Raw genomic sequence first — 24,177 nt, forward strand, 5'->3', positions numbered from 1 at the left:
TTTTAGATGAAATAAATACTTGTTAGGTGAGGCTCCTATGTAAACACAGGCTGCTGCTCAGAAATGTCGAAAGACAGGTACGGGTAGGACAAAAATCGTCGAATTAAGGCGTTTTTCTAAGCAGCTAAAAGCTATGCTTTTTACGTTATGTAGTGCTAAAACTCAACGAAGAGAAGAACTAGGTCGATCTGTCTGTCTTTGTGCAGTTCTCAGATAATTATCCAAGTACTTTATCCCCTTCGCTGAGTGTTCTTGGTGAAGGATTTTTCTTTTCCAAAGGAATACATGTGAGCTGTAGAAAGGAATGTACAATGAAGAAACCGATACGAATATTGATCATCACGCTATTATCTATCCTTCTTGTGATCGTAAGTGCGGGCTGTTATGCGGCAATCTCATTTCAGTCAGCAAGAGAAGAAAGTGAAGCAAAACTATCCCCGATCAATCAAAATTTTACTGGTGATGAACAAACAAGTGATAAAGAATTGACTGTTATGGTCGTAGGAAATGATTCGCGCGACGATGATGAGGATCAAGGGCGTTCTGATACGTTGATGGTTGGTCATTACGATGGTAAAACGAAGCAGCCTAAATTGATTTCTATTATGAGAGATAGTTATATGACATTTCCAGATGGCAGTCTCGATAAAATCAATGCAGCATATGCCTATGGTGGAGCGCAGATGACTAAAGAAGTATTAAACACTAATTTTGATTTACCGATCAACTATTATGTTGTGATGGATTTTAAAGAGTTTAGCGATATCATTGACGAGCTTTATCCTAAAGGCGTAAAGATCGATGCTGAGAAGGACATTAATTTAGATGGTGTCGATATTCTAAAAGGGGAACAAGTCATGGACGGCAATACTTTATTGCAATATGCCCGTTTTAGAATGGATGAAGAAGGCGATTTTGGCCGAATCAGACGACAACAGCAAGTAATGGATGCGTTGATCGATCAGTCTAAAGATTTGATCCCAATTTGGGAACTGCCTCAGGTCGCAGGAAAAATCGTTGGGAAAATCGACACCAATGTTCCGACAAGCTTGTTTATTGATTTAGCGAAGGATTTTCTGACAGGAAAAGTCAAGCCATTAGAATCACTTTCAGTTCCGATCGAAAGCAGTTGGAATTTTAATGATGATACTCCTTCCGGCAGTGTGATCGAGTTGGATGCATCTAAAAATGCCGATGCAATTCAGGAATTTTTGAAAGATACTAAATAGGGCTATTTAATAGGAGCTTGAGACAAAAGTATTTAGCTCCGAGAACCAAGGAGATACTGTATCAACTCGTTCCTCGTTGTGTTTTACAGCAATTTCGGTTTATTTCTGAAGGGTCTGCTTTTTCGCATCGATTATCTGAGTTTAGAGAACGAAACAAAACTGATTTTTAGTTTTGTTTCGCTCTCCTTTTTTGTTTTAGTTTATTTTCATGCGTTTTGGTTACGCATATGCTATTCTTTAAGAAAACGGTTTAGTAATTTTTGAAAGAAGGTCATGCAGTGAAAGTTGTGATTATTGGTGCATCATTTGCAGGTGTTTCAGCGGCTCTTACGATTCGAAAAAAATATCCCGAAGCTGTGATTTGTCTGGTTGAAAAGCAAGAGACAGTCGGTTATCTGCCAGGCGGACTGAATCTTTATTATAATGAGACTGTCGATACGGTCGAAGAGCTTCGTTTTATTTCAGAACAGCAACTGAAAGACAACAAGATTGAGCTGTTACTGGATGCGGAAGTAGTGAGTATGGACTCAAATCAGCAAGTTATCCACTATCAACAAGCAGAGCAGCTCAATATCTTATCATTCGATAAGCTGATTTTAGCTACAGGCTCTAGCCAATGGTCAACGAAAATCATGGGGAGCGATTCTGAGAAGGTGCTCAAGTATAAATTTTTACATGGAGTCAAGCAAGCGATCGCTCAGCTGGAAAATAGCAAAGAGGTTGCATTGATCGGCGGTGGTCAAATTGGTGCAGAAGCTGCGGATACGTTGTTAAGTAAAGAGATAAATGTTCATTTATATGAACGAATGGACTATCTATTATTTAAATATTTTGATCAAGAAATGATTTTACCTGTGCAACAGGAGATGGAAAAAAGAGGCGTAGTGTTTCATTTTGATGAAACGGTTGAAAAAATCGTAGAGAAGGATGATGGATTACAGATAGAAACGCAACATTCTCGTCGAACGGTCGATCGAGCTGTTTTTGCGATGAATGTCCGTCCAGATTTGTGTTATTTGGATGAGCAGATAGACATTCATACCGATCAAACGGTTTATGTGGATCATTATTTACAAACATCTCATCAAAATATTTTTGCAATAGGTGATTGTATTCAAGTACCTTACAGCTTGACGAATGAGTCTTTCTATATCCCCTTAGTAAATAATGCAGTTAGAGCTGGTGTTGTAGTTGCTCAAAATCTACTGGAACCTACGACAAAATTTATTGGCTCGATTCGTACGATCGGTACGAAGCTTGTTGATTATTATGTAGCAAGTACAGGTTTGACTGAAGCAGAAGGCCTTTTTCATGATCAGCCGATCGAAGTTGCTCATTTAAAGCAAGCGAGTTCTTTATTCTCTGGAGAAAAAGAGATTTCCGGAAAAATTATTTTTGAAAAAGAAAGTCATCGGATTTTGGGGGCTCAGTTGGTATCAAAAGCTGATATTCTGGATAAAATCAATACGCTTGCGTTAGGCATTCAGACAGAACAAACATTAGAGCAATTTTATCAAAAAGATTTTTTATACCATCCTTATTTCTCCACAGTTATGGATATCACAAATCAACTCGCGTTTACTGCCTTATGGAGTGATGCCGATGAAAACTGAAGAATTACTAGACAAAAAAGAAGCAAGAGAGATCCAAATACTGAAAAAAGTGATCTTAGCCGGCGGTCGTCTGGAAGACACTGAGCTGTTGAATCATTTAGGTGTATCAAAGGCATCTTTTGAAAGTGATTTAAAAGAATTAGGTTATTATTTAAATCCATATAGTCAAGACTGCCGCTTATTTTATGATGGACAATGGGTTTCTGTAGAAATGTCCGATCGATTTTCAGTCAGTAAAGTCGTTGATGACTATATACGGGCATCGATCAAGTTTCAGCTGATCGATCATCTGTTTCATTATCGAGAGTTTACTATGGCTCAGTTGACGACAAAATTTATGATCAGTGAATCTTCCTTATTTCGAAAAATCAAAGAGTTGAACCAGCTGCTGACTGAATTTGGTCTGAAAATCCGAAATGGACAGTTAAAAGGTGAGGAACTGCAGATTCGATATTTTTATTTTCAAGTTTATTGGTTTTTGACACCATACGAACAGCACAGGGAGCGAACCTTGACACAGCAAAATGTTCGGATCATCGAAGCACTGGAAAAAGCCCTTTCGCTCTCCTTTGAGGAGTATGGAAAACTGAAGATCAGTCTGTGGTTGACGATCAGTAAAAAAAGATTGGCAGTTCAGTCTAAAACATTTAAAGAAGTCCGAAATAAAAGCCAAAACCTTGAGCAGGATCCTTTTTTTAAAACGATTCGTTCGTTCGTATTGCGTTTTTTTAGTCGTTATCCGCTTGAGATCGATGAAGAAGAAAGTATGCTGCATTTTATTTTCTTAACAAGTATGTCTGTTTTAACGGAAACTGATTTTATTCAGTACAGCTTGGTACGTGGACGGCGAACACCGTCTTCACTAGCGGACACATTTGTTTTGGAACATGTGATTTTATACTATCGTCCACAAAAATTTTATCCTGAATTAGAAAAAAAGATTTTTTATTACTTCTCACAGATTCATAGTAGGCTTTATTTTTTTAAAGGAGAATTAGAGCTATTCGATAAGGAGAATATTTGGCAAAAAGAGCAACAATTATCCAGTCATCGTTTAGGTGAATTTGCCCATGTTCTTTTGGATAAAAGTCTTAGTTACTTGGGTGAACATTATGAGCCTGGAAATAGCTTACATGAATGGTCATTGGTGAAATATTTAAGTGTGCTTTCGATCATTGATTTTGAAATCATTGGAGAAGTCCGTGTAGGCATTGATTTAAAAATGGACTTGCTATATAAAGAAGCAATGACTCAAGTATTGGTTTTAAGCTTGAAAAATTTGAACGGCTTAACGATCGAACCGTATGATCCGAAGTACACTTACGATTTGTTGATCACCAATGTAATGAATCCGCCGGTTTACTGATCTGTTGGAGAGATTTATATATTATCCGAACTTGGATCATCGTATGATATCGATCAAATTCGTAAGAAAATCCGAGTGTATCATGGAAATAAGAAAAAAGAAGGCTGAGTGAAGTTGAAGAGAATTTTTCAGCTTCATCCTCGTCCTTAATGGATTTTTAGTAAAAACATTCATTTATTTTAAAAATAAAAAAAAAGATGACATTTTTATGAATCAATTTGCGTATATTATAAGTTCATGAAATATAAAGCGTTTTCAATTTAATTCTGAACGAGTCTGTTACACTTTTATTATCGTTTAGTTTCACGGGCTTGTCTCTCAGAAAAAAGATAAAAAATAGAAGTGGCGAAAAGCACCGTTCAATTTTTTCCTATTTTTCTGTCGAGCCAGGACGAGCCCATTACACTTTTATTGTTATCTAGTTCCACGGGCTTGTCTCTCGGAAAAAAGATAAAAAATGGAAGCGGCAAAAAAGCACCGCTTAGATTTTTTCCTATTTTTCTGTCGAGTCATGACGAGCCCATTACACTTTTATTATTTAGGAGGAATTACAATGTCAGAACAAAAGTACATCATGGCGATCGATCAAGGGACTACTTCATCACGAGCAATTATTTTTGACAAAAAAGGGAACAATGTTGGAAGTTCACAGAAGGAATTTACACAGTATTTTCCAAAAGCAGGCTGGGTCGAACATAATGCAAATGAGATTTGGAATTCAGTACAATCGGTTATTGCTGGAGCTTTGATCGAATCTGGCGTTCGCCCAACAGACATTGCTGGTATTGGGATCACTAATCAGCGTGAAACAACTGTCGTTTGGGATAAGCAGACAGGTCTTCCTATTCATAATGCAGTGGTTTGGCAGTCACGTCAATCTTCGCCGATCGCAGATCAGTTAAAAGAGGATGGACATGGTGATATGATCCATGAAAAAACTGGTTTGATCGTAGATGCTTACTTTTCTGCCACAAAAATTCGTTGGATCCTAGATAATGTCGAAGGTGCTCAAGAGCGTGCTGAAAAAGGTGAGTTGCTTTTTGGAACGATCGATACATGGCTAGTTTGGAAGCTGACAGGCGGAGAAACACACGTAACAGATTACTCGAACGCCAGCAGAACAATGCTATTTAATATCCATGACTTAGATTGGGATCAAGATATCTTAGATATTTTGAATATTCCGCGTGTGATGTTACCAAAAGCAACCTCTAACTCTGAAGTATACGGCTTAACGAAGAATTACCATTTTTATGGTAGCGAAATTCCGATTTCAGGTATGGCTGGAGACCAACAAGCAGCATTATTCGGCCAAATGGCTTTTGAACCTGGAATGGTTAAAAATACGTACGGTACAGGCTCATTTATTGTAATGAACACAGGAGAAAAACCACAACTTTCAGATAATAATTTATTAACAACGATCGGTTATGGGATCAATGGAAAAGTCTATTATGCTTTAGAAGGAAGTATTTTTGTCGCTGGTTCAGCTGTTCAATGGCTGAGAGATGGCTTAAAAATGATCCAAACAGCTGCAGAATCAGAAGCAGTTGCAAATGAATCTCATAATAAAAATGAAGTTTATGTAGTGCCTGCATTTACTGGACTGGGCGCTCCTTACTGGGATTCAGATGCTAGAGGTGCAGTTTTTGGCTTAACTCGCGGAACAACGAGAGAAGATTTCGTCAAAGCAACATTACAGTCAGTGGCTTATCAGGTACGAGATATCATTGATACGATGAAAAATGACACAGGCATCGATATCCCGATCTTGAAGGTAGATGGCGGTGCAGCCAATAACGATTTATTGATGCAATTTCAAGCAGATATTTTAAATACCTCTGTTCAAAAAGCTCAAAATCTTGAAACAACTGCCTTAGGTGCAGCTTTCTTAGCAGGATTAGCAGTTGGCTTCTGGAAAGACCTAGATGAATTAAAAGCGTTCTATGAAGAAGGACAAATTTTTGAGACAAAAATGTCTGATGCTGAACGCGATGATTTGTATGAAGGTTGGCAGCAGGCCGTTGCAGCAACGCAAATGTTTAAGCACAAATCAAAATAGAAGGAAGAGGTGAACAGTGATGACATTTTCAATAAAAACAAGAGAAAAATCGATTGAAGCTTTGAAAAACGAACAATTAGACTTGTTGATTATTGGCGGAGGAATTACAGGAGCAGGTGTTGCACTGCAAGCAAGTGCTACTGGAATGAAGACTGGTTTGATCGAAATGCAGGATTTTGCTGAAGGAACCTCTTCACGTTCTACGAAATTAGTTCATGGCGGAATTCGCTATTTGAAAAATTTTGATGTCGAAGTCGTGGCGGATACAGTGCAGGAGCGGGCGGTTGTTCAAGCCATTGCTCCTCATATCCCCAAACCTGATCCTATGCTTTTACCGATTTATGATGAGCCGAAGGCGACTTTCAACATGTTTTCAGTCAAGGTTGCAATGGATCTATATGACCGTTTAGCGAACGTGATCGGCACCAAATATGAAAACTATACATTAACAAAAGAAGAAGTCTTAGAGCGTGAGCCTCAGCTTAAACATGAAGGACTACAAGGCGGCGGTGTCTATTTAGATTTTAGAAACAATGATGCTAGACTGGTGATCGAAAATATCAAACGCGCGTCTCAAGATGGCGGAGCAATGGTTAGTAAAGTCAAAGCAGTCGGATTTATTTATGATCACGGGAAAATCAGCGGAGTCAAAGCAAAAGACTTATTAACAGGCGAAGAGTTTGAGATCAAAGCCAATATCGTGATCAATACAACTGGCCCATGGTCTGATAAAGTCCGCGGACTAGATACTAAGGAAAAAGTAACTCCGCAAATGCGTCCGACTAAAGGTGTTCACTTAGTTGTCGACAGCAGTAAGCTGTTTGTGCCCCAACCAACATATTTTGATACAGGGAAGCATGACGGCCGAATGGTCTTCGTTGTTCCAAGAGAAAAGAAAACGTATTTTGGTACGACGGATACGGACTATACGGGTGATTATGAACATCCAACAGTGACTCAGGAAGATGTAGATTACTTGCTGGAAATCGTCAATAATCGCTATCCTGAAGCAAATGTGACGATCGATGATATCGAATCAAGCTGGGCTGGACTGCGTCCGCTGATTTCTGAAAATGGTGGTTCAGACTATAATGGCGGGAACAATGGAAAGGTCTCTGACCAAAGTTTTGATCAGGTCATTGATATCGTTGAAAAATATCAGCAAAAAACGGCCACTCGTTTTGATGTAGAAAATGTCTTAAATCACTTAGAAGATTCCTTGTCTGAAAGCAAAGAAAACCCATCGGCTGTTTCTAGAGGAAGCTTGCTGGAGCGTTCTGAGGATGGTTTGTTGACCTTATCTGGCGGGAAAATCACTGATTACCGTAAAATGGCTGAAGGTGCGCTTAAAGAAATTCAACGTATCCTAAAAGACGAATTTAACAAAACTATTGAGCTGATCGATTCGAAAACATATGCAGTCTCTGGTGGAGATATCGATGCTGCTAATGCTGAAACAGAATTGAAAGCGTTAGCAAAACATGGCGTTGAGCAAGGATTACCTGAGGAGGATGCAGAATATCTCGCTCATTTATATGGCTCAAACGTGACACAGCTTTTTGAAAAAATTTCTGAGACAACACCAGTGGATGGTTTGACTTTAGCAGAAACCTTAGGATTGCATCATGCACTTGAAAATGAAATGACGTTGACTCCTTCTGATTATCTCATTCGCAGAACGAATCATTTGTTGTTTATGCGAGATACACTGGACACAGTCAAACAAGGGGTTATTTCTGAAATGGCCAATTACTATGATTGGTCCGAACAACAAAAAGCAGGTTATGAACAAGAATTGAATCAACTAATAGCGGAATCTGATTTAACGACATTGAAAGAAGGAGCGAAGTAAAATGGATACTTCTAGTATGACACAGATTTTTAGTGAGTTTTTAGGAACAATGATTTTGATTCTTTTAGGTGATGGTGTCTGTGCAGCTGTTAATCTGAAAAAAAGTAAAGCAGAAGCTTCCGGCTGGATCGTGATTGCTTTTGGTTGGGCAATGGCGGTAACGATGGCGGTTTATATCTCTGGATTTATGGGACCGGCGCATTTGAATCCTGCTGTAACGATCGCAATGGCTATGGCTGGCAATTTTGAATGGGGATTAGTTGTTCCATTCATCATTGCGCAGGTTCTAGGAGCTGTTGTTGGCGCATTCTTAGTTTGGTTGGCCTATTTGCCTCACTGGAATCAAACAGAAGATCAAGGAGCTGTGTTAGGGACATTCGCGACAGGACCTGCGATTCGTAACTATCCGGCAAATATGATCACAGAAATTATTGGTACATTTGTTTTAGTTTTAGGACTGCTGTCATTTTCACAAAATACTATCACTGATGGTTTGACTCCTCTGATCGTTGGTGCCTTGATTTTAGCGATCGGTCTATCTCTTGGTGGACCAACAGGCTATGCGATCAATCCAGCGCGTGACTTTGGTCCGCGTTTAGCCCATCAATTACTACCGATTTCAACAAAGGGAACTTCTGACTGGGCGTATTCATGGGTACCGATCGTCGGACCTGTTATCGGGGCAGTGATCGCTGCTGGTGTATACATGTTGATGGTTTAATGAAAGAATAAAATAAAATGAAAAGCCTGACGCAAAACTAAAAAAATAGTTTTGTTTCAGGCTTTGATTTTGAATGCATGAGCTAAACGCTTTTTTATCTCAGACTCTTTTTCATGCAAAGTATTTCAGTGGCTTGAATAAAATGAGGGACCATGAATTTTTAATGAAAATAACGATATTTTATTTACAAGCTATTGATTTTTCTGTACTCTTAAAAGTGAAAACGTTTTTGTGTAATGAATAACAAAGTAAAAAGTCAAGGTAAGAGGAGGAACATGTGTGTCCTATCAAGAGGTTTTATTTCCTTTTCTAGGCGGTTTGGGAATATTTTTGTTCGGTATGAAGTATATGGGAGATGGTTTGCAAAAGTCTGCTGGGGATTCCTTGCGTGAAATTTTAAATACATTTACGTCGACCCCTTTACGGTCTGTTTTAGCAGGTTTGATCGTTACAGCAATTATTCAAAGTAGTTCAGGAACAACAGTTTTGACCGTTGGTTTGGTCAGTGTCGGCTTTATGTCCTTACGTCAGGCGATCGGTGTGATCATGGGAGCAAATGTCGGTACGACGGTCACCGCATTTATCATTGGGTTCAATTTAAGCTCGTATGCCTTACCGATCATTGGCGTTGGTTCGATATTACTTTTCTTTTCAAAACGAGAGACGGTCAATACGATCGGTCAGATCCTTTTTGGTTTTGGTTGTTTATTTTACGGATTGAAACTGATGGGAGATGGAATGGCGCCGTTAAGTGATTTGCCGCAGTTTTCGGAGCTGATGGTCAATGTGTCTCATCATCCAGTTTTAGGCGTAGGAATCGGGACGTTATTGACAATGGTACTGCAAAGCTCCAGTGCGACGATCGGAATTTTACAACAGCTTTATAGCCAGGGGAGTTTAGCAATCGGTTCAGTGCTGCCGATTCTATTTGGTGACAATATTGGTACGACGATCACGGCGGTCATTGCTGCTTTAGGTGTCAGCGTGGCTGCAAAGAGAACGGCTGCAGCGCATGTGATTTTCAATTTGATCGGGGCGATTATTTTTACGACATTGTTAACACCCTTCACAGCTGTTGTTGTTCGTATTTCTGATGTATTCAACCTTCAGCCGGCAATGCAGATCGCTGTTGCTCATGGTCTATTCAATGTATCGAATTTATTGATCCAGTTTTGGTTTATCGATAAAATCGAGTTACTTGTGCGAAAAATCATTCCAGGAAAAGATAAGAGTATTGATTTCAAACCATCGAATCTGAATGAATCTATTATTCAAAGTTCAACAACTTTAGCACTTAATCAAGCGAAGATCGAGTTGCTGCAAATGGGTGATTATGTTCTAGGTGCTTTTGATGCAACGAAAGCCTATTATGAAAATCAGCATGAGATCGATAAAGAAAATGCTGGTCAATATGAAACAGCCATCAATGACGTCGACAACCGTTTGACGGAATATCTCGTTCAGCTTTCGGCTGTAGAATTATCAAGAGCTGAAAGCCACGAACAAACGATGATGCTGGAGCTGACGAAAGATCTTGAACGGATCGGTGATCATTGCCGAAACATTATCCAAAATCTGACAGAAGCAATTCAGCTTGAAAAGAAACAAAAAGCAAAAGACAAGAAGGCTGGAAAAGTGTCTGAACGGGATTCTCTGATTTTATATGATGAAGATGTCGTTGATCTATTTGAAAAAGTCATGAAAAATATTCGTGATTCTTTGATTGTCTTTGAAAATGATGACAAAGAGATGGCTGCTCACATGCTGGATCGAGAGGAGCAAATCGATCAAATGGTCAAAAAGTTGCGGAAAAAATATATTTCAACGATGAACAGCGGGAAAGGTCGCGCAGCTGATGGCGTTCTATTTATCGATATTGCGTCGAATTTGGAACGGATGAGTGATCGGACGATCCATATTGCAAAATACATTTTAGGCGAACGATACGGGACCGAGGAAATCGTGGTCGATCAATCGGTCAATCCTGTGATCACACTACAATCAGAATGAGATCAAATAAAACAAGAAACTAATACCGACAGCGTGTTGCTCGATATCAGTTTCTTGTTTTATGTTGCTCGTGAAATGCGGTGATGATTAAGTGATGCAATTTTTCTAAGGAGTGATCACTATTTAATTTTAGCACGGGACTTGCTGAATGTTCCATTTGATACTTATGCTCAGCATATGTTCCGATATCAGACGAACTTTTAGCTGTATAGTAGGTTTTGCACCATTCAATAAACTCATTTGTTTGTTCACCATTTTCATCAAGGATCAGTGCAGAAGTGCCGCCTCTTTCAATTTCTCTTTTTTTCAGACGCTCCATTCGCAGATCTTCATCGAGAAAAAGGAAAACCAATAAATCACGATCCATAAAACCTTCAGGATTCCAGCCAAAGACGGAGCCGGAAGCAATGAAGTCTTTAAATAATTTACGGTCATTTTGATAGCGTTTCAAACGTTCAGGGATAGCACGAGCCTTTGTGAAGGTTTCGTCTTGCCAAATATAGTTATCGGTATCGATCCATTTCACCAGTTCTTTTTCAGCAATATATTGACCCAAAGTACTTTTTCCAGCGCCAGAAGCACCAATGATTTGAATTTTCATCATATCACTCCTTTCTTTAAAGGAACTGCCTGTATTTTTTATAGGTAAAACTAAAGATGGGTAGTAATTCGCTCATTGCTAACATATAATATATAGTATCAATCGAGAAGAGGGATGGCAATGGAACATCAAACTTTTTTGTCAGCAGATCAGAAAACGGACAATCATTTGATTTGTTGGACAACAGAGAAAACACCGATAGCAACGATCCAACTGATTCATGGGATGGCAGAATATATCGAGCGTTATCATGATTTTGCCGTTTACTTAAATAATCTAGGCTTTATCGTTGTTGGTCATGATCATTTAGGACATGGGAAATCGATTTCTGCAGAGCATTCAACGCATGGTTATTTTGGCAAAGGCGATTCTGTCGGATTCGTGCTAGAGGATATCGATCAGGTCAGCAGCTGGATCGCAGAGAAATATCCCGAACTTCCGCATTTTATGCTTGGTCACAGCATGGGCTCGTTTGCTTTGCGGACGTATTTACAGGAATACAACCCTCAAATCAGCGGGGCTATTTTCATGGGAACGGGTCAAAAAGCTGCAATGCTGCCGCTTGCATTATCATTGACAGGCGGATTAAACAAGACATTTCCTAAAAAAATCAATAAAAAATTGGATCAGCTAGCATTTGGTTCATTCAATAAGCATTTTCCTGAACCAGGATTTTTTAACTGGTTAAGTAAAAATCAGGAAAATGTTCGACGATATGAGCAAGACCCGTTGACAGGTTTTACTTTTACCAACAACGGCTTTTATACACTATTTCGATTGGTCGAAAAGGCAAATCGAAAAGACTGGGCTGAAAATATTGAGAAAAGTATCCCGATATTGGTGATTAGTGGAGAACAGGATCCGGTCGGAGACTTTGGTAAAGGGCCTAGAAAAGTTGCTAAAGAATTAGATCAAGCGTCTATTGATGTATCACTTGTTCTATTTGCTGAGCTGCGCCATGAAATCTTGCTGGAAGCAGAGAAAAAGGAAGTTTATAAAGCGATCAGCAGCTGGCTGCAAAAAAAGTTGCTTGATTCTGAAAATCACTAAGCATCTGTTTGCTATTTCAGGTGTTTTTCTATAAACTTATAAGGTAAGGCAAAAAATGAGATAAGAAGTTTAGGAGTACTGTACTTTAGGGAATTTTCTATCTAGGAGGGGTTGGATGGAGAAGGCACGTTTAAGAACATTAGGCTTGGCGAATTTGAAATGGCTCCATGATCATCCAGCACTAAAAGAACAAAAAGAATACTTGATCAGTCAGCAGTTATTCAACGATCCTCTCTGGCAAAAAGCGCAAACGATCGCAATCACGAAGCCGATGGATTTTGAATTTGACACGCATATTTTGTTAAAGCAGGGCTGGGCAGAGGATAAGGTGATGCTAATGCCTGTTACAAAGACTGAGCGGCGTTTGTCCTTTCATTCGGTTAGACCAGAAACAAAATTTGAAAAGACAGCTTTTGGGGTGGAAGAGCCCGTCGATGAACCTGAAGTAGGGCATGAGAAGATCGACTTATTGATTGTACCGGGAATCGTGTTTACTCGTTCGGGGTTTCGGATTGGTTTTGGCGGCGGATTTTATGATCGATTTTTGCTGCAGTTCCAAGGAGAAACATGTAGTTTGGTATTCAGTGAACAAATTCAAGAGCACTGGCCGATCGAGTCTTTTGATCAGCCGGTAAAACGATTATTTATCAGCTAGGAGGAATACATGAATTATCAAACTCAAATGAAAGTAAAACGACTACTAAATCAGCCCTTGGTGACGTATATTTTGCTGGGAATCACAACGATCGTATTCTTAGGCATGGAAGTTTCAGGCGGTTCAACGAGCAGTCAGGTATTGATCGATTGGGGAGCAATGTCCCGTGGGGAGATCATCTATTTACATGAATACTGGCGTCTTTTTACTCCTATGTTTTTACATATTGGCTGGCTGCATTTTGTCGTGAATATGGTTACCTTGTATTATGTCGGTTCTCAGGTTGAAAGCATTTATGGCCATTGGCGTTATTTAGCAATTTATCTGCTTAGCGGAGTGGCGGGAAATATTGCCAGCTTTGCTTTTGGGTCGCAAAATGCCATTTCAGCAGGTGCCAGTACGTCATTGTTCGGATTATTTGGTGCATTTGTTATTTTAGGCCGCCATTTTAGAAATAATCCTGCGATTTCCTTTATGGTACAACGTTATGCAACGTTTATCGGCATCAATTTGATTTTTAATTTGTTTAGTAGTCAAGTAGATATCATGGGTCATGTTGGCGGATTGATCGGTGGTTTTTTAACTGCTACAGCATTAGCAGTGCCAGATCATTCAGATGAATTCAATATCCATGAACGAATTATTTCAGGAATCTTTTTTATATTTTTATTGGGCGTTTGTTTCGCTCTGGGTTTTAAAAAATATGGTTAGCTTGTATAATGATTGGGTGGATCAACAGCTGTGCAGTGATCGATCTGCTCCAGTTTTTATAAGGAAGTGCAGGTAAAATGGAAACGTTATACGATGTGCAGCAGTTATTTAAACAATTCGGGATTTACATTTATGTAGGTGCGAGGATCTATGATATCGAGTTGATGATGATCGAATTGAAAAATATTTACGAAAGTCGCTTGATCGACAGAGACACCTATCTTCACGCAAGAAGTGTCTTGCAAAGAGAATATCGAATTGAAGAAAGCAGAGCAACTGAGAAAGGAACCGAGTAAATGGAGAAGAAACTGATAGGGATTGATTTAGGCGGGACAACGATTAAGTTTGCGATTTTGACTGTAGACGGTGAGATTCAGCAAAAATGGAGTATCGAAACAAATATTCAAGAAGAAGGCAGTCATATCGTGCCGGATATTATTGAATCGATCAATCATCGTCTGTCGCTTTATGGAATGAAACATGAAGATTTTGTCGGCATCGGCATGGGAACGCCCGGCAGTGTCGATATTGAAAAAGGAACAGTTGTAGGCGCCTATAATCTTAACTGGACCAAAAAGCAAATGGTCAAAACTCAAATCGAAGAAGCAACAGGAATCCCTTTTGTTTTAGATAATGATGCCAATGTAGCTGCTTTAGGCGAACGTTGGAAAGGCGCTGGTGAAAATAATCCTGATGTTGTGTTTATCACGCTTGGGACTGGCGTCGGCGGCGGAATCATCGCAGAAGGTAACTTATTGCATGGGGTGAACGGCTGTGCTGGTGAAATCGGACATGTTACCGTAGATCCTGGTGGTTTTGAATGTACTTGCGGGAAACGCGGCTGTCTAGAAACTGTTTCAAGTGCAACAGGAGTTGTGCGTGTCGCCCGTCATATGTCGGAAGAATATGCAGGTGATTCTAAGTTGAAACAAGCAATCGACGATGGACAAGATGTCTCTAGTAAAGATGTCTTTGACTATGCACAGGCGGATGATCCTTTTGGCTTGATGGTCGTTGATCGTGTTTGTTACTTCCTAGGGCTAGCGGTTGGAAATGTCGGGAATACCTTGAATCCATCTAGTGTGGTTATCGGTGGCGGTGTTTCTGCAGCAGGAGAATTTTTACGTAGCCGCGTCCAAGCTTATTTTGAAGAGTTTACTTTTCCTGAGGTTCGCAACAGCACACAGGTCAAATTAGCCCAATTAGGGAATGAAGCCGGTGTTATCGGAGCAGCTTCTTTAGCATTACAATTTATGGAGAAACAGTAAGAAAGGGATTTTGGAATGAACGTTTTATGGATTATTAATATTGTTTTAGCAACGATTTTACTAGCAATGGGGTTAAATGAATTATATCTGCGAATTATGGCGAAACGTTCTGCCAAAACGATCACAGAAGCAGAATTTAAAGAAGGCATGAGAAAAGCACAGATCATTGATGTCCGCGAAAAAGATTCTTTTGATGCAGGTCATATTCTTGGTGCGCGTAATATGCCTTATACAACGATCAAAACGACATTGAATTCGATTCGTAAAGACCAACCAGTTTATCTTTATGATCAGAAAAAATCATTGAGCATTCGTACAGCGAACCAATTACGTAAAAATGGCTTTAGCGATGTCTATATTTTAAAGGGCGGCTATGAAGGCTGGACTGGTAAAACGAAGAAGAAAAATATGTAATGAATCAAAACACAGCAGAAATAAACGGTGACTCTATTCAGAACGGCGTTTGTTTCTCTGTGTTTTTTCTTTTTAGTGAACAGCATAATCATTTCTTTTTTTAGCAATTAAGATAAAATAAGAATGAGGTGATTGAAATGATTCAATTGAAGCGAGCTTATGAAGCTGCTGAAAAAGAAGACGGTTTTCGAGTATTGGTCGATCGATTATGGCCACGAGGAATGTCAAAGGAAAAAGAGCATCTGGATTTATGGTTAAAGGAAGTCGCACCTAGTAAAGAGCTAAGACAATGGTTCAATCACGAATCAAGCAAATTTCCAGAATTTAAAGAAAAATATCAAGCAGAGTTACAAACTGGAGCAACTCAAACAGCTTTTCGAGAGCTATTAGACATTGTAAAGACTCATCCCACAGTAACGTTCATTTATGGTGCGAAGGATCAAGTGCGTAATAATGCTGTTGTGTTGAAAGATAGCGTAGAAAATACATTAAACTAAGAAATAATCGTTGTTCAGTGAAGGGAGGGATAAGATGAAAATCGCAATCGTTGGCGGGGGACCGCGCGGGCTTTCGGCTTTGGAACGAATCATCGAATGGTCCAGAGATGAGCAAGTGGTTCAAATCACGATGTTTGATCCTTACGGTCCAGGAGGAAAAGTGTGGCGTACAGATCAATCAACGTCATTATTGATGAATTCAGTTGCTTCACATGTTACGTTATTTACAGATGAAACCTTAAGCACAGCGGGTCCGGTAGCAAAAGGCCCCAATTTATTTGAGTGGATAAAACAAGAAGCGCCAACGTTTATCAGAAAAATAAATAGCGAGAATACTGTTTTTTTCATCGAAGAATGTGAAAAACTGGGACCAAATGATCATTGCTCCCGAGCTTTGTACGGCTTATATCAACAATGGTTTTATGAGTATGTTCAAACACGAATGACTGAACAAACCTCTGTAAAATTTTTCAAAGATACTGTCCGGGCAGTTCGAAGCGATGGTGAGCTTTTCCAAGTATATACCAGAGCAGTTGAGACGACTGCAGATAAGGTGGTTTTGGCATTGGGGCATCAAGAAAATGATCTGACGGGAGAAATGAAAGATTTAGCTGCTTATGCTAGCGAGCATCGCTTGTATTATTCCTCTCCTAAAAATGCCGCAGATGCTCATTTAGAAGCAGTCAAAAAGCAAAAGCCACTTTTGGTTCGAGGATTAGGCTTGGCTTTTTTTGACTACCTTACCTTATTGACAGGTGACCGAGGTGGAACTTACAGCGAAAAATCGGGAAAATTAATTTACCATCCTTCTGGAAGAGAACCGAAAATCATTGCAGGAGCAAGACGAGGCATTCCATATCATGCTAGAGGATTGAATCAAAAAGGCTATGGAGAGGAGTATCGGCCTCGTTTCCTAAAAGAGAAAAGCTTGAATCGATTTAAGCGCAAACAGAACTTATCTGCAGAGCAATTTTTCTTTTTGTTGAAAAAAGAAGTTGAATTTGCCTATTATTCGACACTGCTCAAAGAACAATACCCAACCATCGATATAAGTAAGTTTACAGATGACTTTGTTCGAACCAAAGGAGATGAAACTGTTCTTCAGAAATTCGGGATCAAGGAAGAAGAGTGGTGGGATTGGTCTTTTCTTGAACAACCAAAACAAGCAATCAAAAAGATGGAGTCTTTCAAAAAATTTTTACGCGATTATTTATTATGGGATGTTGAAGCAGCTAAAAAAGGAAATGTCTTCGGGCCATTTGCAGCAGCTTTAGATAGTCTGAAGGATTTGCGGGATGAAGTGCGCTTTATGCTGGATCATGACCTTTTTACAGCAGATGAAACTAAAGAATGGCTTTGGGATTGGTTTACACCGTTGAATGCGTTTTTGTCTATCGGTCCGCCACTTGAGCGCATTGCAGAGTTGGAAGCGTTGATTGAAGCAGGGATCGTGATTATTTTACCAGGAGAAATGCAAATAGAAATGCGAAACGGAAAATTTATCACGTATTCTAAAGACGATCCTGAAAATGAATATGCGGCTCATTTTCTGATCGAAGCTCGTTTACCACATACTGAAAATCAGCTGAGTTTAAATCCTTTAGTACAGCAACTTCTAAAAGATGGGTTAGGAACGATTCATCATTTGACCTTAGCTTCTGGGGATAGTTATCCTACTGGCGCTCTTTTAGTAGAGAAAAGAAACAGTCAGATGATCGGAGCGGATAAAAAGGTCGTTGATGGCTTGTTCTGCTATGGGGTTCCAACAGAAGGGTTTCATTGGCTGACTGCGGCGACGTCAAGACCAGGCACGGATCCTTGGAATTTGAGGGAAGCGGATAGAATTGCCGAAACGATTTTTAAATGATACAGTAATCAGACAATTTATTTGTTCAATAAAAAAGGAGAGCGTTTTTTATGCATAACGGACAACAGAAATTTTTAGCATTTTTCTTAGAAAATACATTATCAGAAAAACAAGAAGAAGCCAAAGCGATTCTTGTACAAAGCTTTGCTGATCAACAAACGAAAAAAATGACTTTAGAGGATTTCCATGCATTACAGGAAAAAGTACTGCCTTTGGTCAAACCTGAGAAGCTGGATGAGGTCAAAGGAGCAATGGCGCATTTCTCAAGAAGTTTATCCTAAAAAAGAGCAATACTAAAAGAGGTTGAGACAGAAGTGTTTAATCCCGAGAAATAAGAAAGAATTCACGAAAATTGTTTTGCAAATTTTTGTGAATTCTTTCTTATTTCCGAAGGGATTGCTTCTGCTCTCACCGTTTATCCGGATTACAGGTGACTGGGATTTGACTCGCAGAGTTTTGTCTCAGTCACTTTTGTGATCCTAAAGACTCTCATTAGAGTATCAACTTCTATTTTTTGATTAGATGGGTAATAGGATAGGGTTTACCAAAGCCATCTCGTTCATCTTCAGATTCAATAGTGAATCCATGATGTAAGTAGAACGCTTTTGCCTGTTTATTTTGAGTGTTGACGTCTATTCTTTTTATCCCATCATTGTTGATCAAATAAGTGAGTATTTTGCTACCATATCCCTTTCCAATAAAAGCTGGATCTAGAAATAACATCACTAACTCGTCCTCATCGATTCCGCTAAAACCAACTACACGTTCTTCATCGGTCCATAAAGACAAATCGACACTAGCCAAGCTCTCTGGAATGATTTTTTTATAAAAATCAACATCTTCCTCTGATAAAAAATGGTGAGTCGCTTTTACAGATCGTTCCCAAATTTCTAAAATTAAAACATAATCACTTTTAGTTGCTGTTCGTTTTTTTAACATCGTAAATCCTCCGTTAGTTGTTTTTTTATCCTCTCCTTTCTGTTAGTAAAGTAATTATTTTCTGAGTATAGCCCCAACTAAAATAGCTGTTCATTCTAAAATCTCCTGTCTCTCTTTTAGTATAATATCTATCTTAAAGCGGATTGATCGGTCTGTCAATTTAAGTAAAGGATGGTAGTGATTCTTTACTATATTGATTAATTAGGATTGTCTGTCCATAAAAAAGAAACTCAGTAGCTGACGAAAGACGTCGTACTGAGTTTCTTATTCTTCATTACTAACGTGAAATACGTTTGCGCATTGCTTTCTTACGGTTTTCCTCGATCATATCTTCTTTTTCTTCAATTGGATCGATTACCGTTTTTTTGATCGTTGCAGCTAAGCCGATAACTGCAGCACAAGTTGCAGCTGTTCCTACAAGCATACCGGAAATAAATTTTTTCATAATAGTAGTTCTCCTTTCTATTCATTTAGACACTTCTATTATGAACTAAAAGATAAAAAAAATCCAATACCTTGAAAAATTCAAGCTAAATAAAACTATTGATAAAATTTAGTAAATATTTTATAATAAATTTACTAAATAAATTAAAAGGAGAATAGGCATGAAAAAAGAATTTGAGCAATTATTTCGATCCACGTTTGGAAAAGCAGCCCAAGGGAATTATTTTGCTCCTGGACGAATCAATTTGATCGGTGAACATACGGATTATAATGGAGGCCACGTTTTTCCTGCCGCGATCACGATCGGGACATATGGTTTGGCTGGAAAACGTGAAGATCGGCTGATCCGTTTTTATTCGGAAAATTTTTCTGAATTGGGGATCATTGAAGTGTCACTGGATGACCTGAGCTATGATAAAGCACATGATTGGGCGAATTATCCGAAAGGAATGATCAAGTATTTGATCGATACAGGCTGGCAAATCGATCAGGGAATGGATCTTTTATTTTATGGAACGATCCCAAATGGAGCCGGACTTTCTTCTTCTGCTTCCATAGAGCTTTTGACAGGTGTGATTATAAACGATTTATTTCAGTTGAAGGTACCGATGCTGGATTTAGTCAAAACGGGCCAAAAAGTGGAAAACCAATTTATCGGCGTTAATTCTGGGATCATGGATCAATTTGCGATCGGTATGGGACAAAAAGATCAAGCTATTTTATTAGATACCAACACACTTGAATATGAAATGGTTCCAGCGGCTTTTGGTGATTATGTCATTGTGATCATGAACACCAACAAGCGCAGAGAGCTAGCTGATTCAAAATATAATGAACGACGTGCAGAATGTGAGAAGGCATTGCAGCTTTTACAGACAAAGTTACCCATAGACTCATTAGGTGAGCTATCAGAAGAGACTTTTGAAGCAAACAAACAGCTGATTTCGGATGAACGTCTGATTCGGCGGGCGAAACATGCAGTTACAGAGAATCAGCGAACGATCAAAGCAAAGAATGCGTTGGTCCAAAATGATTTAACTGCTTTTGGTCAATTGCTGAACGCTTCCCATGCTTCTTTAAGAGAGGATTATGAAGTAACTGGAGTAGAACTGGATACACTAGTTTTTGCTGCTCAAAAGCAACCCGGTGTACTCGGTGCAAGAATGACTGGAGCAGGTTTTGGCGGATGCAGTATCGCTTTGGTACAGAAAGAAATGGTAGAAGCTTTTACTCAAAAAGTGGGGCAAATCTATTTAGACAAAGTGGGCTATTCGGCAGATTTTTACGTAGCAAACATTGCTGATGGCGCAAAAAAGCAGTAAAATAGGAGCTATGTTAAAATGAAGAGGATAAGAAAATCCAAGGAGGCAATACCATGTCAATTTTAGTATTAGGCGGTGCCGGTTATATTGGTTCCCATGCGGTGGATCAGTTGATTAATAAAAATTACGAAGTTATAGTCGTTGATAATCTTCAAACAGGTCACAAACAGGCGGTTCACGAACAGGCTGTTTTCTACCAAGGAGATATTCGAGATAAAGCATTTATGCAGGATATTTTTAGAAAAGAGTCGATTGACGGCGTCATTCATTTTGCAGCAAGCTCCCTTGTTGGTGAATCGGTTGAAAAACCGTTGATGTATTTCAACAATAATGTCTATGGAACGCAGGTGGTCTTAGAAGTGATGGCGGAGTTTGGCGTAAAACAAATCGTCTTTTCTTCAACCGCTGCAACTTACGGTGAACCTAAAACAATGCCAATCGTAGAAACAATGCCTACGAATCCTGAAAATCCGTATGGTGAAAGCAAACTAATGATGGAAAAAATGATGAAATGGTGCGATCAAGCATACGGAATGCGCTATGTTGCGTTACGCTATTTTAATGTAGCTGGGGCAAAAGCTGATGCATCGATCGGAGAAGATCATGATCCCGAGACCCATTTAGTGCCGATCATTTTACAAGCGGCATTAGGCCAAAGAGAATACTTAGGAATTTATGGTGATGATTATGATACGGCGGATGGGACGTGTATCCGTGACTATGTGTATATCGAAGACTTGATTGCTGCTCATATCGCTGCGTTAGAATATCTACGAAACGGTAATGAAAGCAATATCTTCAATCTTGGCAGCAATAATGGCTATTCAGTGAAGGAAATGCTGGAAGCAGCCCGTGAAGTGACTGGAAAAGAAATTCCGGCAAAAATTTTACCGCGCCGAGCTGGAGATCCTAGTAAATTGGTTGCTTCAAGTGAAAAAGCAAAAGAAATTTTAGGCTGGCAGCCGCAAGTAACAGAGATCAAAGAAATCATCAAAACAGCTTGGGACTGGCATGTCAGTCATCCAAAGGGATACGAAGACTAGGAGGAACAATGATGTCGATGAGTCAAACGATTACCGACTTTGTAACACTTGCGATCCAGGCAGGCGGTTGGATGGAACTTGATCGATTATATTTACAAAATCGAATTCTCGGAATGATCGGAGCAGAGTCTATAGAGACTGTTGCTCCTCAAGTGGTTAGTAAAAGCTCATTAGAATTACTGGATGAATTAGTAAGCGAAGCAGTAAAAAATGGAGCCGTAGAAGACGAAGCTTCTGCACGGGAGATCTTTGAAGCACAACTAATGGATTTTCTGACACCGCCGCCATCTGTCGTCAATGCCCTTTTTGCTCAGCATTACGAAAAAGATCCTGCAGCAGCAACTGATTATTTTTATAAATTGAGTAAGGAAAATGACTACATCAAAACACGCGCGATCGCTAAGAATATTCTTTTTCCAGCCAAAACAGAATATGGCGATCTTGAAATCACGATCAATTTGTCTCGACCAGAAAAAGATCCAAAACAAATTGCCGCAGAACGCCAAGCAGCAAAAGTTGATTATCCTAAATGCTTATTGTGTATGGAAAATGAAGGCTATAAAGGACGTATCGATCATCCGGCAAGAACGAATCATCGCATTATTCGGATGAACCTTGACGGAGAGAGCTGGGGATTTCAATATTCTCCATACGCATATTATAATGAGCATTCGATCATATTATCCGAAGAACATCGACCAATGGTGATTTCAAAAGACACTTTTCGTCGTTTGCTAAAAATCACAGAAGTGTTGCCACACTATTTTGTTGGCTCGAATGCCGATTTGCCGATCGTTGGTGGTTCGATTTTAAGTCATGATCATTATCAAGCCGGTCGTCACGTGTTCCCGATGGAAAAAGCAGATATCGAATACTATTTTGAACTAAAAGAATTTCCATTGATGAATGCTGGTATCGTGAAATGGCCAATGTCTGTGATTCGTTTACAAAGTCCAAACGTGGAAGAGTTGATCGAAGCAGCAGCCTATATTTTAGAAAAATGGCGTCATTATTCTGATGAACGTGTATCGATTCAAGCTTTTTCAGAGGATGGCACCCCTCACCATACGATCACACCAATTGCTAGACGTAAAGGTCCCTTGTTTGAATTGGACTTGGTTTTACGTGATAACAATGTATCAGCTAAGCATCCAGATGGTATTTTTCACCCTCATAAAGATGTGCAGCATATCAAAAAAGAAAATATCGGTTTGATCGAAGTAATGGGACTGGCAGTTTTACCTCCGCGTTTGAATGAAGAACTACATGAAGTAGAGCGATATGTTCTTGGAAAAGACAACAAAATCGCTGAGTATCATACAGAATGGGCAGACCAAATGAAAACAAAATATACGTTCGATGATCAGAATACGAAAGAAATCATTCAAAAAGAAGTCGGACAAATTTTTGCTCGTGTTTTAGCAGATGCGGGTGTGTATAAGCGTACACCAGAGGGGCAGGCTGCTTTTAAACAATTCATTGAGACGTTGTAGGAAAGCAGGTGAGAACATGGCAACGATCAAAGATATCGCACAGTTAGCGAACGTTTCACCAGCGACAGTGTCTAGAGTGTTAAATTATGATCCGATGCTTTCAGTAGGCCTTGAAACCAAACAGAAAATCTTTGAAGCGGCAGAAAAATTAAATTACACCAAGCATAAAAAAGCGGGTAAAAAAGCGAAGGCTAAGCTTCTATTTGTTCAGTGGTACGACGAGGCTGAAGAGTTGGAAGATATCTATTACCTTTCGATTCGTTTAGGCATCGAAAAAAAAGCAGAGGAACTGGGGATAGAGTTGATCAAGTGTTCAATGGAAGAGCTGAATGATGAAGCGGTTGATGGTATTTTAGCGTTGGGTAAGTTTGATCAAGAACAGGCAGATGCCTTATTTGAACTAAACAACAACTTGCTATTTGTTGATTTTGATGCGTTGGATTGGGGCTATAACTCACTTGTCGTCGATTTTCAGCAAAGTGTATCAACCGTTTTGAATTATTTGATTCAGCAGGGACATCAAGAAATCGGTATTTTATCTGGCGAAGAACGAACAAAAGGTTGTTTGACTCCTTTAGAGGATAAACGACTGACGATCTTTAAAGAAATGTTAGCACCTAAACAATTGTTGAATGAAGCGTATATCTTGAAAGCACAATTTACCGTCAACAGTGGTTATCAAGTGATGAAAGAGTACCTAAAACAGCATCCAAAAGAGTATCCTTCTGCATTTTTCGCTTCAAGTGATGCGCTAGCAGTAGGTGCTTTAAAAGCGATTCAGGAATTGGGCTATCGAGTACCGGAAGATATTTCACTGATTGGTTTCAATGACATCAGTGTAGCAAAATATGTGAGTCCAGCATTGACTACAGTGAAAATCTATACTGAATGGATGGGTGAACTGGCAGTAGAAACTATTTTTTCCATCATAGAAGAAGCAGCACCGGTGGCAAGAAAGATCACAGTTGCCACTGAATTAATCGAAAGAGCATCTACGAGGTAATACCCATAGATGCTCTT

General features: G+C 39.3%; 23 protein-coding genes and 1 riboswitch. Of the genes, 20 read left to right on the forward strand and 3 right to left on the reverse strand.

The window, feature by feature from the left end; translation table 11 throughout:
• The first annotated feature begins 11 nt into the window (after positions 1 to 11).
• Positions 12 to 180: riboswitch (M-box (ykoK) riboswitch) on the forward strand.
• A 131-nt stretch (positions 181 to 311) separates the two neighbouring features.
• The 7 genes from CC204_RS18155 to CC204_RS18185 all read left to right on the forward strand — a co-directional run bounded on the left by CC204_RS18155 (position 312) and on the right by CC204_RS18185 (position 10,853).
• The gene (locus CC204_RS18155; RefSeq protein WP_088271456.1) at positions 312 to 1,229 is read left to right on the forward strand and encodes an LCP family protein; all 918 of its coding nucleotides are present in this window, start codon (positions 312 to 314) and stop codon (positions 1,227 to 1,229) included.
• Positions 1,230 to 1,507: 278 nt separating this feature from the next.
• Positions 1,508 to 2,842: an FAD-dependent oxidoreductase gene (locus CC204_RS18160; RefSeq protein WP_088271457.1), complete on the forward strand. Its 1,335-nt coding sequence runs from the start codon at positions 1,508 to 1,510 to the stop codon at positions 2,840 to 2,842.
• Complete coding sequence (locus CC204_RS18165) at positions 2,832 to 4,208, forward strand: helix-turn-helix domain-containing protein (RefSeq protein ID WP_308422449.1); 1,377 nt, start codon at positions 2,832 to 2,834, stop codon at positions 4,206 to 4,208. Before CC204_RS18160 ends, CC204_RS18165 begins: the two co-directional genes overlap by 11 nt.
• A gap of 553 nt (positions 4,209 to 4,761) precedes the next feature.
• Positions 4,762 to 6,270: a glycerol kinase GlpK gene (gene glpK, locus CC204_RS18170; RefSeq protein WP_087639343.1), complete on the forward strand. Its 1,509-nt coding sequence runs from the start codon at positions 4,762 to 4,764 to the stop codon at positions 6,268 to 6,270.
• Between the two features lie 19 nt (positions 6,271 to 6,289).
• Positions 6,290 to 8,122, forward strand: a complete 1,833-nt coding sequence (gene glpO / locus CC204_RS18175) for a type 1 glycerol-3-phosphate oxidase (protein ID WP_088271458.1) — start codon at positions 6,290 to 6,292, stop codon at positions 8,120 to 8,122.
• Position 8,123: 1 nt separating this feature from the next.
• The gene (locus tag CC204_RS18180; RefSeq protein ID WP_088271459.1) at positions 8,124 to 8,843 is read left to right on the forward strand and encodes an MIP/aquaporin family protein; all 720 of its coding nucleotides are present in this window, start codon (positions 8,124 to 8,126) and stop codon (positions 8,841 to 8,843) included.
• A gap of 279 nt (positions 8,844 to 9,122) precedes the next feature.
• A complete protein-coding gene (locus tag CC204_RS18185; protein ID WP_088271460.1) occupies positions 9,123 to 10,853 on the forward strand; it encodes a Na/Pi cotransporter family protein in 1,731 nt (576 codons plus the stop codon).
• A gap of 46 nt (positions 10,854 to 10,899) precedes the next feature.
• Here the strand turns inward: CC204_RS18185 and CC204_RS18190 are convergent, their stop codons facing one another.
• Positions 10,900 to 11,454: a shikimate kinase gene (locus tag CC204_RS18190; RefSeq protein WP_088271461.1), complete on the reverse strand. Its 555-nt coding sequence runs from the start codon at positions 11,452 to 11,454 to the stop codon at positions 10,900 to 10,902.
• Between the two features lie 120 nt (positions 11,455 to 11,574).
• Here CC204_RS18190 and CC204_RS18195 point away from each other — a divergent pair, with 120 nt between their 5' ends.
• The 9 genes from CC204_RS18195 to CC204_RS18235 all read left to right on the forward strand — a co-directional run bounded on the left by CC204_RS18195 (position 11,575) and on the right by CC204_RS18235 (position 18,197).
• The gene (locus tag CC204_RS18195) at positions 11,575 to 12,504 is read left to right on the forward strand and encodes an alpha/beta fold hydrolase (protein ID WP_088271462.1); all 930 of its coding nucleotides are present in this window, start codon (positions 11,575 to 11,577) and stop codon (positions 12,502 to 12,504) included.
• Between the two features lie 115 nt (positions 12,505 to 12,619).
• Positions 12,620 to 13,159 carry a 5-formyltetrahydrofolate cyclo-ligase gene (locus CC204_RS18200; protein ID WP_088271463.1) on the forward strand — a complete coding sequence of 180 codons (540 nt, stop codon included), beginning with the start codon at positions 12,620 to 12,622 and terminating at the stop codon, positions 13,157 to 13,159.
• Between the two features lie 9 nt (positions 13,160 to 13,168).
• Positions 13,169 to 13,870 (forward strand): rhomboid family intramembrane serine protease, encoded by a 702-nt coding sequence (locus CC204_RS18205; RefSeq protein WP_088271464.1) that lies wholly within the window; start codon positions 13,169 to 13,171, stop codon positions 13,868 to 13,870.
• A gap of 77 nt (positions 13,871 to 13,947) precedes the next feature.
• A complete protein-coding gene (locus CC204_RS18210; RefSeq protein ID WP_088271465.1) occupies positions 13,948 to 14,166 on the forward strand; it encodes a YqgQ family protein in 219 nt (72 codons plus the stop codon).
• A complete protein-coding gene (locus tag CC204_RS18215; protein WP_088271466.1) occupies positions 14,167 to 15,138 on the forward strand; it encodes an ROK family glucokinase in 972 nt (323 codons plus the stop codon).
• 15 nt (positions 15,139 to 15,153) lie between these two features.
• Complete coding sequence (locus CC204_RS18220; protein ID WP_087639353.1) at positions 15,154 to 15,552, forward strand: rhodanese-like domain-containing protein; 399 nt, start codon at positions 15,154 to 15,156, stop codon at positions 15,550 to 15,552.
• A gap of 137 nt (positions 15,553 to 15,689) precedes the next feature.
• Entirely contained in the window at positions 15,690 to 16,049 is a 360-nt protein-coding gene (locus CC204_RS18225) for a DUF488 domain-containing protein (RefSeq protein WP_088271467.1), read from the forward strand.
• 34 nt (positions 16,050 to 16,083) lie between these two features.
• The gene (locus CC204_RS18230) at positions 16,084 to 17,916 is read left to right on the forward strand and encodes an FAD/NAD(P)-binding protein (RefSeq protein ID WP_088271468.1); all 1,833 of its coding nucleotides are present in this window, start codon (positions 16,084 to 16,086) and stop codon (positions 17,914 to 17,916) included.
• 50 nt (positions 17,917 to 17,966) lie between these two features.
• Positions 17,967 to 18,197: a hypothetical protein gene (locus CC204_RS18235; RefSeq protein ID WP_088271469.1), complete on the forward strand. Its 231-nt coding sequence runs from the start codon at positions 17,967 to 17,969 to the stop codon at positions 18,195 to 18,197.
• A gap of 226 nt (positions 18,198 to 18,423) precedes the next feature.
• Here the strand turns inward: CC204_RS18235 and CC204_RS18245 are convergent, their stop codons facing one another.
• Positions 18,424 to 18,855: a GNAT family N-acetyltransferase gene (locus CC204_RS18245; protein ID WP_088271470.1), complete on the reverse strand. Its 432-nt coding sequence runs from the start codon at positions 18,853 to 18,855 to the stop codon at positions 18,424 to 18,426.
• 277 nt (positions 18,856 to 19,132) lie between these two features.
• Positions 19,133 to 19,300 carry a DUF3042 family protein gene (locus tag CC204_RS18250; RefSeq protein WP_088271471.1) on the reverse strand — a complete coding sequence of 56 codons (168 nt, stop codon included), beginning with the start codon at positions 19,298 to 19,300 and terminating at the stop codon, positions 19,133 to 19,135.
• Positions 19,301 to 19,460: 160 nt separating this feature from the next.
• On the opposite strand from CC204_RS18250, the gene CC204_RS18255 reads away from it, so the two are divergent.
• Genes CC204_RS18255 through CC204_RS18270 form a run of 4 tightly spaced genes read left to right on the forward strand, consistent with a single transcriptional unit; the run spans position 19,461 to position 24,160 of the window.
• Entirely contained in the window at positions 19,461 to 20,621 is a 1,161-nt protein-coding gene (locus CC204_RS18255; RefSeq protein WP_088271472.1) for a galactokinase, read from the forward strand.
• 53 nt (positions 20,622 to 20,674) lie between these two features.
• Positions 20,675 to 21,664, forward strand: a complete 990-nt coding sequence (galE, locus tag CC204_RS18260) for a UDP-glucose 4-epimerase GalE (protein WP_088271473.1) — start codon at positions 20,675 to 20,677, stop codon at positions 21,662 to 21,664.
• 11 nt (positions 21,665 to 21,675) lie between these two features.
• The gene (gene galT, locus CC204_RS18265; RefSeq protein ID WP_088271474.1) at positions 21,676 to 23,157 is read left to right on the forward strand and encodes a UDP-glucose--hexose-1-phosphate uridylyltransferase; all 1,482 of its coding nucleotides are present in this window, start codon (positions 21,676 to 21,678) and stop codon (positions 23,155 to 23,157) included.
• Positions 23,158 to 23,173: 16 nt separating this feature from the next.
• The gene (locus CC204_RS18270; protein WP_088271475.1) at positions 23,174 to 24,160 is read left to right on the forward strand and encodes a LacI family DNA-binding transcriptional regulator; all 987 of its coding nucleotides are present in this window, start codon (positions 23,174 to 23,176) and stop codon (positions 24,158 to 24,160) included.
• The last annotated feature ends 17 nt before the right edge of the window (positions 24,161 to 24,177 follow it).

Origin of the sequence: Enterococcus wangshanyuanii (genome assembly GCF_002197645.1) — a bacterium.
In the GTDB taxonomy this organism is placed as follows: domain Bacteria; phylum Bacillota; class Bacilli; order Lactobacillales; family Enterococcaceae; genus Enterococcus_L; species Enterococcus_L wangshanyuanii.

Excerpts from the sequence above, each read along its gene's own strand:
- CC204_RS18155 (WP_088271456.1), top strand. The coding sequence starts at position 312 with ATGAAGAAACCGATACGAATATTGATCATCACGCTATTATCTATCCTT.
- CC204_RS18165 (WP_308422449.1), top strand. The coding sequence starts at position 2,832 with ATGAAAACTGAAGAATTACTAGACAAAAAAGAAGCAAGAGAGATCCAA.
- glpK (WP_087639343.1), top strand. The coding sequence starts at position 4,762 with ATGTCAGAACAAAAGTACATCATGGCGATCGATCAAGGGACTACTTCA.
- glpO (WP_088271458.1), top strand. The coding sequence starts at position 6,290 with ATGACATTTTCAATAAAAACAAGAGAAAAATCGATTGAAGCTTTGAAA.
- CC204_RS18180 (WP_088271459.1), top strand. The coding sequence starts at position 8,124 with ATGGATACTTCTAGTATGACACAGATTTTTAGTGAGTTTTTAGGAACA.
- CC204_RS18190 (WP_088271461.1), bottom strand. The coding sequence starts at position 11,454 with ATGAAAATTCAAATCATTGGTGCTTCTGGCGCTGGAAAAAGTACTTTG.
- CC204_RS18195 (WP_088271462.1), top strand. The coding sequence starts at position 11,575 with ATGGAACATCAAACTTTTTTGTCAGCAGATCAGAAAACGGACAATCAT.
- CC204_RS18200 (WP_088271463.1), top strand. The coding sequence starts at position 12,620 with ATGGAGAAGGCACGTTTAAGAACATTAGGCTTGGCGAATTTGAAATGG.
- CC204_RS18205 (WP_088271464.1), top strand. The coding sequence starts at position 13,169 with ATGAATTATCAAACTCAAATGAAAGTAAAACGACTACTAAATCAGCCC.
- CC204_RS18210 (WP_088271465.1), top strand. The coding sequence starts at position 13,948 with ATGGAAACGTTATACGATGTGCAGCAGTTATTTAAACAATTCGGGATT.
- CC204_RS18215 (WP_088271466.1), top strand. The coding sequence starts at position 14,167 with ATGGAGAAGAAACTGATAGGGATTGATTTAGGCGGGACAACGATTAAG.
- CC204_RS18220 (WP_087639353.1), top strand. The coding sequence starts at position 15,154 with ATGAACGTTTTATGGATTATTAATATTGTTTTAGCAACGATTTTACTA.
- CC204_RS18225 (WP_088271467.1), top strand. The coding sequence starts at position 15,690 with ATGATTCAATTGAAGCGAGCTTATGAAGCTGCTGAAAAAGAAGACGGT.
- CC204_RS18230 (WP_088271468.1), top strand. The coding sequence starts at position 16,084 with ATGAAAATCGCAATCGTTGGCGGGGGACCGCGCGGGCTTTCGGCTTTG.
- CC204_RS18235 (WP_088271469.1), top strand. The coding sequence starts at position 17,967 with ATGCATAACGGACAACAGAAATTTTTAGCATTTTTCTTAGAAAATACA.
- CC204_RS18245 (WP_088271470.1), bottom strand. The coding sequence starts at position 18,855 with ATGTTAAAAAAACGAACAGCAACTAAAAGTGATTATGTTTTAATTTTA.
- CC204_RS18250 (WP_088271471.1), bottom strand. The coding sequence starts at position 19,300 with ATGAAAAAATTTATTTCCGGTATGCTTGTAGGAACAGCTGCAACTTGT.
- CC204_RS18255 (WP_088271472.1), top strand. The coding sequence starts at position 19,461 with ATGAAAAAAGAATTTGAGCAATTATTTCGATCCACGTTTGGAAAAGCA.
- galE (WP_088271473.1), top strand. The coding sequence starts at position 20,675 with ATGTCAATTTTAGTATTAGGCGGTGCCGGTTATATTGGTTCCCATGCG.
- galT (WP_088271474.1), top strand. The coding sequence starts at position 21,676 with ATGTCGATGAGTCAAACGATTACCGACTTTGTAACACTTGCGATCCAG.
- CC204_RS18270 (WP_088271475.1), top strand. The coding sequence starts at position 23,174 with ATGGCAACGATCAAAGATATCGCACAGTTAGCGAACGTTTCACCAGCG.